Source organism: uncultured Alloprevotella sp. (genome assembly GCF_963536905.1).
Classification (GTDB): Bacteria; Bacteroidota; Bacteroidia; order Bacteroidales; family Bacteroidaceae; genus Alloprevotella.
The window spans coordinates 1-7041 of record NZ_CAUTBW010000076.1 but is presented as its reverse complement, the minus strand read 5'-3'; the positions used below and the strand labels follow the sequence as shown (position 1 = coordinate 7041).

Here is a 7041-nt window from a genome sequence, read left to right as displayed (position 1 = left end):
CAATTGCTGCCTATTGTCTGTTTCCAAAGAAGCCGTGTATCAATGTACAAAGGACGATTGATACACAGCTCGCATTGTTCTGAATTCGTCGAACTCACGTTAAAGTTATGCAATAGTAATTTCATTCACGTCAATTCTACCCCAAAGTTGAAACCTGTATCCCCAAAAGATAATCTCCTCCTCTCTCAAGTAGAATGTTTTGTAATACTCTGCAACATTCTCGTCCGCAAAAAACTCATTGTCAAATAAAAGAAAAAGATACAGTCTATCACTAAGATTATTTTCTTACGTTTTGAATAAAAGAATCAGAGATAGGAAAGGTTATACAAATCAAAAAATAATAAGATTCTTTTCTTTTCCATTCGTTTATAATATTTTTGTACCTAAATAGTCTAACTAATCTCAATCACAAATGGAATATAATCAAACTACACAAGAAGGACAGTTTCCACCAGCACCGGAAACTAACACATTAAATACAGCTAAACAAGTCCCTCCTTTTCAGAACCAGCAACCCCCACTACCCTCCCCTCCTAAAAAAAAGAATACGGGTATCATTATTGCTGCAATTGTAGTCGTTATTCTCTTGATTGTTGGTTGTGGAGCCTACTATTACATATCTTCTACAGCCTCAACTGAACAAGAGCAGAGAGCCTATGAGGCTCTAGAGAAAAGCAATAGTAGTGCGGATTTCCAAGCCTTCCTAGATCGCTACCCAAATAGCAAGTATGCTGATGATGTTAGAGAGAGAATGAATGAATTTAAGCAGATGGAAAACAACTGGTTGCAGATTCAGAACTCTAGCAACACTGCCGATTTTATCTCGTTTAAAGATAAATTCTCCAATTCATTTTACAGCAATCTGTGCGATCAGAAAATAGACTCGCTTGATTGGGTGAGAGCGCAGTCGTTGGGCACAGCTGAAGCCTATAACGCCTATATGGAACAACACCCGCAAGGACGCTATTTCTCTGAAGCAAGCATTGCACAAGGTCAGAAGCAAGATCAAGAAATAACAGACGACGAATATGCTGGTATTACGCAAACAATTGAAATATTCTATGATGCGTTTGGAGACAATGATGAAAATCGCATTGCAGGATGCATCACACCAATAATGGATCAATTTCTTTCAAAGAAAAATGCCACAAAGGCCGATGTCATGAATCTAATCTCCAAGATGTTCAATGAGCATATTGAGGAATGTTCTTTTAATGTAAACAATAACTATAACATTGTGAAGAATGGAAGTAGCTATAATGTTACATTCTCCGTTGATCAGCACATCACTCGCGACAATGAGGGTAAAACATTCGGATCATATCAAGTACAGGTAAAGATGGATCGAAACTTTATGATTCAATCCCTGACAATGAAAGAAATCTCACAACGATAATAAAAGACTTATGATAACAATTAATTCATACGAAGAATTTGCTGCTCTAAAAGGCAAAGAAATTGGAACGAGCGAATGGCTCGAAGTTAATCAAGAACGCATCAATCAATTTGCTGATGCCACTCTTGATCACCAGTGGATTCATGTTGATGCAGAACGCGCTAAAGAAGGTCCTTTTGGCCAAACTATCGTACATGGCTACCTAACATTGAGTTTACTTCCACATATGTGGGGTGAAATCATTACAGTAAACAACATCAAGATGATGGTTAACTACGGAATGGATAAAATGAAGTTTGGACAAGCTGTACTATCTGGTTCCAGCCTCCGCCTAGTTGCATCTCTCCACGACATTCAAAACTTACGAGGAATCTGCAAAGCCGAAGTTAAATTCAAAATTGAAATCAAGGATCAGCGCAAGCCCGCATTAGAAGGTATTGCTACTTTCTTGTACTATTTCAACTAATTGATCAGCCACCAATCGACGGGCCATACTGATTTGATGTATCAGTTGTGCCCGTCGGTCATATCTCTATACAGCTCTACAATGACCGACCACTACCTCACTATTGCAACGCTCGGAGAAGGACTTTACACAGAGAAGCGTAGCCGCTTCCTTGCCTTTGCCATACACGTAGAAAATGAAGAAGAGGTAAAAGAAATAGTCAAAAAGTACCAGAAGGACTATTATGATGCACGCCACGTTTGTTATGCCTATGTCTTAGGACATGGCGGAGAACGAACACGGGGTGTGGATGCTGGAGAACCATCGGGCACAGCAGGCCGCCCTATCTTGGGGCAAATCAAATCGAAGAATTTAACAAATACTCTTGTCATTGTTGTTCGGTATTATGGAGGTACTCCTTTAGGAGCAGCAAACCTTGGGCGAGCTTACCAAGCAGCAGCCTTAGAGGCACTTAATCAAGCTGTCACTGAAGAAAAGATTGTGACCAAAAACATAAATATAAGTGTTCCTTATACAGAAGTAGACGCTATTATGAAGATCTTACGAGAAGAAAGTACAGAAATATCCTCGCGAGAATATGATGCCACAGCGCAACACATGACTGTCACAATCCCATTAAACGGAGTAGAGCTTCTCTGTGAACGTTTGAGAAAATTCTACACTGTTAAGATTCAGATTGAGGATAATGATGGAGAATAACATTACCCTTCGCCCCTTTACTCCTGAGAAAGATTTAGAAATAGCCCTGCAGCTCTATGAACAAGCTTTCCCTATTGAGGAGCGCAGACCTGCAAAACAATGGGTCACAACATTAACGTCTGGCCAAACACACCCGTGGACTATTCTATACGGCAACAGCTTTGCTGGTTTCTTCATATTATGGCCCATGGAAGGCTTCATCTATGGTGAGCATTTTGCTATAAATTCTAGCCTACGTGGACATGGAGTGGGAAGTAGGGCTTTAGTCCTCATACTTGAAAGTATCAAAAAGCCACTTATTATTGAAGTGGAACCACCCCAAAGTAGTACTATTGCTCAACGGCGTATTGCCTTCTATCAACGCCATGGGCTGCATCTCTGCCCAAAAGTCTATCTACAGCCTCCCTATAGAGATACAGATGAACCTTTTCCACTTTGCTTAATGAGCTCTGACGAAAGGTTTATCAACGAACAGTTTAATAATATCAGCAAACAAATACATCGTGTTGTTTATGGGAAAACCAACACGACTTACTGAAAGAAACACCCATTATGTATTACATTAAGAAAAGAATTGAAGTGGCTTTTGCCCACCATCTCATGCTCAACTATGCGAGCAAGTGTACAAACCTTCACGGCCATAATGCGATCATTACAATTTATTGCAAAACAAAAGAGCTCAATGAGAACGGAATGGTGGTAGACTTTAAACACGTTAAAGAAATCGTAAGCGGACAGCTCGATCATCGCTACGCCAACGATGTCGTCAACTTTAATCCAACAGCAGAGAACCTGGCGCGCTGGATTTGCGAACAGATTCCCCATTGCTATAAAGTATCATTCCAAGAATCTGAAGGAAATATCGCAACTTACGAGAAGGATGATGTACAAGATTAACGAGATTTTCTACTCTCTTCAAGGCGAGGGTTTTTGGACAGGGACTCCGTCCATTTTTATCCGCTTCTCGGGCTGTAATCTCCAATGCGCTTTCTGCGATACGCTCCACGAAGAAGGAAAAATGATGAGCGAAGAAGAAATTCTCAGTATCACGAAGAGCTTTCCTGCCAAACACGTAGTACTCACAGGAGGGGAACCTTCGTTATTCGTCAAAGAGACTTTATTAGAAAAGTTACACGCCCAAGGAAAGTTCATTGCCATTGAAACAAATGGTACACACGAATTACCTAAAGGTATTGATTGGATTACACTCTCCCCCAAAAAGGATTTTCAGCATAAGGCAACTCCTGTATTGAAACATTGTGATGAACTGAAAATAGTTTATACAAACACAGAGTTTAACCCATACTTAGATATAGAAACTAAACATCGCTACCTACAACCCTGCGACACAGGGAATCTTGCAGAGAATAAAAAAATTTTACAAGCAACGATTGATTTCATTAAAGCCAATCCCTCTTGGCAATTATCATTGCAAATTCATAAAATTATAGGAGTTCAATAAAAAGTATGCAAAAGACTTTGTCGTAAAATAATAATACATTATTTTTGCAGGCGAAAATCAGAAATGAATCTTGCGAAAAGGTCGCCGATATAGCTCAGTTGGTAGAGCGACTCATTCGTAATGAGTAGGTCGCCGGTTCGAGTCCGGCTCTCGGCTCACAAATAAGGACAAGTCCAAGACTTGTCCTTATTTGTCTTATACTTATTATCGACAAATAGGTTTTATTCTATATTACTTGTATAAATGAAAAATACGCTCCATAAGCTGCCATTTCTCTGCACTTCCTGCATCTGGATCTGCCTTTTGATATTTAGCTGTTAAAGCCTCCCATTCTTTCTGTTTCGGCATTTGCCCCATCTTCTGCATAGCAGTGTCCCAATCCAAGTCGGCCGGCATTTCAACTATCATAAAAAGACGGGTGCCAAGAAGGAATATCTCCATTTCTAAAATACCTGCAGCATGGATTGCATCAAGTGTTTCCGGCCAAATACTTGCTTCTGAATGTAACTGTTTATAAGTCGCAATCAATTCAGGCTCCTCACGCAAGTCCAAAGTCTGACAATACCGCTTTGTCTTTCTTGAAAAATGGGTAACAGGATACCCTTCTTGTAAATTTTGCATATTATCTTATTCTTTTATCTTAAAAATTTAGGAGAACAAAAGTAACAAAAATAAGAGAAGAAACTATATTGTCTCTCCTCTTTTACGCTGAAAATACTGCCTCAAACGCTTAAAACCTTCAACACCTATGATAAGACCTCCAACATATTGGAATGTTTTAGCTAAACCAAAGAGAGCCAACCACAGAACACTTTTGGTAGCAGCAGAAATAGGAAGAAGCATCTGGGCAAATGAGGCTATATAAAAAGGAACACATAGGAAAAGAACTATAATTCCCGTGCGAAAAGAGAGTTGCCGTAACTTAGTTATAATGACCATAATTTGTTAATAGCTCTCATAAAAAGAGTAAAGATAAAAATATTCTAAATTTGTTCAATATCAAGCATTAAAGGGGCGGAAAAATATCCGCCCCTTTAATGCTTGATATGTTTCAAAACAAATCACTCCCACTCAATCGTTGAAGGCGGCTTTGATGAAATATCATAACATACGCGATTGATTCCTTTCACCTTGTTGATGATATCATTGCTCACTTGTGCCATAAATTCATAAGGAAGGTGAGCCCAATCTGCAGTCATTGCGTCCTGACTTGTAACAGCGCGCAGTGCCACAGCCTTTTCGTACGTGCGTTCATCACCCATTACTCCAACACTCTTAATGGGAAGTAGAACTACGCCAGCTTGCCAGATCTGATCGTACAAACTAACTTGTTTCCCATCGATCTCGGTACTCCATTCGCGCAGTCCACGAATGAATATGTCGTCTGCTTCTTGTAATACCTGCACTTTTTCACGTGTAATATCACCCAGAATGCGCACTGCCAAACCTGGACCAGGGAAAGGATGTCGAGTGATGAGATGTTCTGGCATTCCAAGCTGGCGGCCAACGCGACGTACTTCATCTTTGAAAAGCCATTGCAGTGGTTCGCATAAACGGAGATGCATCTTCTCAGGCAAACCACCCACATTGTGATGACTTTTGATAACTTTACCTGTTATGTTCAAACTCTCAATGCGGTCAGGATAAATAGTACCTTGCGCCAACCAACGAGCATCTGTAATCTTATGTGCTTCTGCATCAAAGACATCTATAAACCCTTTACCGATTATCTTCCGCTTCTGTTCTGGCTCCGTGACACCTTCCAACTCTTTAAAGAACTTTTCAGAGGCATCCACACCTATCACGTTCAACCCTAGACACTCATAGTCGTTGAGAACATCACGGAATTCATTTTTCCTTAGCATTCCATGATCAACAAAAATACATGTCAAGTTATTCCCGATTGCACGGTGAAGCAATACAGCACAAACACTACTATCAACGCCACCAGACAAACCAAGAATCACACGATCATTACCTAACTGAGTTTTTAGTTCTGCCACTGTAGTTTCAACAAAAGAAGCAGGACTCCAATCTTGTTTACTCCCACAAATATCCACTGCAAAGTTTTTTAGCAATTGAGTACCTTGAAGCGAATGAAATACTTCTGGATGAAATTGAACTGCATAAATCTGTTCCGTCTCCGATTGATATGCTGCAAATTCTACTGAATCCGTTGACGCAATACAATGGAAGCCCTTAGGAAGAGCCGTAATTGTATCACCATGACTCATCCAAACTTGAGAATCTTTATCGAACCCCTTGAACAATGGTGATGTCGTGTCCACTGTCTTTAGATTTGCACGACCATATTCACGACTACCAGCAGGTTCAACCTTTCCCCCATTGACATGAGCCATATATTGAGCTCCATAACATATTCCCAAAATCGGATAACGTCCTCGGATGTCATCTAAATCAAGCTTAAAGGCCTCAGGATCATAAACACTATAAGGTGAACCACTAAGAATTACACCAATGATGTTAGGATCATTTTTGGGGAACTTGTTGTAAGGGAGGATTTCGCAGAAAGTATCCAGTTCACGAAGCCGACGTCCAATAAGTTGCGTCGTTTGCGAACCGAAATCAAGAATAACGATTTTCTGTTGCATCTTAGAAAGAATTTATATTCTATGTGCAAAGTTAAGCAAAACTTATAAAGTTACCTTGCTGATATTATACAAATTAAGAATGTTCTTTCTATATCTAGCAGTTATAAACTCTCTCTAAGCCTAAAATTTCTAAGTTTATAAGGATTTCATAGCGTGATTTACGAGGAAAAAATAAGACGCCAAGCCACAATAAACTTGCGACTTGACGCTTAAATTTTAATTTATAACAATTAATCTTTTATTTCCTTTCCTTCAATAAGTCACGAATCTCTGTCAGCAACTTTTCTTCTGGTGTTGGTTCTGCTGGAACTACAGGTGCAGGCGCTTCTTTTTTCTTGAAGCTATTAATAAGTTTTACCAACAAGAATACGCAGAAGGCTATAATAATAAAATACAACGTTTCCAT

Annotated in this window: 9 protein-coding genes, 1 tRNA gene and 1 pseudogene; 8 read left to right on the top strand and 3 right to left on the bottom strand. The window is 39.7% G+C overall.

What is annotated here, in order from left to right; translation table 11 throughout:
• The 8 genes and pseudogenes from ABLA33_RS09805 to ABLA33_RS09770 form a co-directional block, all read left to right on the top strand.
• Positions 1–83 (top strand): annotated as a pseudogene (locus tag ABLA33_RS09805) (IS982 family transposase); the annotation flags it as partial.
• Positions 84–412: 329 nt separating this feature from the next.
• A complete protein-coding gene (locus ABLA33_RS09800) occupies positions 413–1396 on the top strand; it encodes a hypothetical protein (protein ID WP_311490884.1) in 984 nt (327 codons plus the stop codon).
• Positions 1397–1406: 10 nt separating this feature from the next.
• The gene (locus tag ABLA33_RS09795) at positions 1407–1862 is read left to right on the top strand and encodes a MaoC family dehydratase (RefSeq protein ID WP_311490883.1); all 456 of its coding nucleotides are present in this window, start codon (positions 1407–1409) and stop codon (positions 1860–1862) included.
• A gap of 81 nt (positions 1863–1943) precedes the next feature.
• Positions 1944–2561, top strand: a complete 618-nt coding sequence (locus ABLA33_RS09790) for a YigZ family protein (RefSeq protein WP_311490882.1) — start codon at positions 1944–1946, stop codon at positions 2559–2561.
• A complete protein-coding gene (locus tag ABLA33_RS09785) occupies positions 2548–3099 on the top strand; it encodes a GNAT family N-acetyltransferase (RefSeq protein ID WP_347720158.1) in 552 nt (183 codons plus the stop codon). The genes ABLA33_RS09790 and ABLA33_RS09785 overlap by 14 nt, the downstream gene beginning before the upstream one ends.
• 14 nt (positions 3100–3113) lie before the next feature.
• Complete coding sequence (locus ABLA33_RS09780; protein ID WP_311490880.1) at positions 3114–3458, top strand: 6-carboxytetrahydropterin synthase; 345 nt, start codon at positions 3114–3116, stop codon at positions 3456–3458.
• Entirely contained in the window at positions 3445–4023 is a 579-nt protein-coding gene (locus ABLA33_RS09775) for a 7-carboxy-7-deazaguanine synthase QueE (RefSeq protein ID WP_347720160.1), read from the top strand. Before ABLA33_RS09780 ends, ABLA33_RS09775 begins: the two co-directional genes overlap by 14 nt.
• Positions 4024–4106: 83 nt before the next feature.
• Positions 4107–4179: transfer RNA gene (locus ABLA33_RS09770), tRNA-Thr, on the top strand.
• Positions 4180–4254: 75 nt separating this feature from the next.
• Here the strand turns inward: ABLA33_RS09770 and ABLA33_RS09765 are convergent.
• From ABLA33_RS09765 to ABLA33_RS09755, 3 genes are all read right to left on the bottom strand, one after another.
• Entirely contained in the window at positions 4255–4644 is a 390-nt protein-coding gene (locus tag ABLA33_RS09765) for an L-rhamnose mutarotase (protein WP_347720157.1), read from the bottom strand.
• A 440-nt stretch (positions 4645–5084) separates the two neighbouring features.
• Complete coding sequence (gene guaA / locus ABLA33_RS09760) at positions 5085–6635, bottom strand: glutamine-hydrolyzing GMP synthase (RefSeq protein ID WP_311490878.1); 1551 nt, start codon at positions 6633–6635, stop codon at positions 5085–5087.
• 238 nt (positions 6636–6873) lie between these two features.
• A partial coding sequence (locus ABLA33_RS09755; RefSeq protein ID WP_347720159.1) for an MscL family protein occupies positions 6874–7041 on the bottom strand: 168 nt, incomplete at its 5' end.

What these genes read in the sequence shown, in the direction of transcription:
- guaA (WP_311490878.1), bottom strand. Translation starts at nt 6,635, where the DNA reads ATGCAACAGAAAATCGTTATTCTTGATTTCGGTTCGCAAACGACGCAA.
- ABLA33_RS09785 (WP_347720158.1), top strand. Translation starts at nt 2,548, where the DNA reads ATGATGGAGAATAACATTACCCTTCGCCCCTTTACTCCTGAGAAAGAT.
- ABLA33_RS09790 (WP_311490882.1), top strand. Translation starts at nt 1,944, where the DNA reads ATGACCGACCACTACCTCACTATTGCAACGCTCGGAGAAGGACTTTAC.
- ABLA33_RS09775 (WP_347720160.1), top strand. Translation starts at nt 3,445, where the DNA reads ATGTACAAGATTAACGAGATTTTCTACTCTCTTCAAGGCGAGGGTTTT.
- ABLA33_RS09795 (WP_311490883.1), top strand. Translation starts at nt 1,407, where the DNA reads ATGATAACAATTAATTCATACGAAGAATTTGCTGCTCTAAAAGGCAAA.
- ABLA33_RS09800 (WP_311490884.1), top strand. Translation starts at nt 413, where the DNA reads ATGGAATATAATCAAACTACACAAGAAGGACAGTTTCCACCAGCACCG.
- ABLA33_RS09765 (WP_347720157.1), bottom strand. Translation starts at nt 4,644, where the DNA reads ATGCAAAATTTACAAGAAGGGTATCCTGTTACCCATTTTTCAAGAAAG.
- ABLA33_RS09780 (WP_311490880.1), top strand. Translation starts at nt 3,114, where the DNA reads ATGTATTACATTAAGAAAAGAATTGAAGTGGCTTTTGCCCACCATCTC.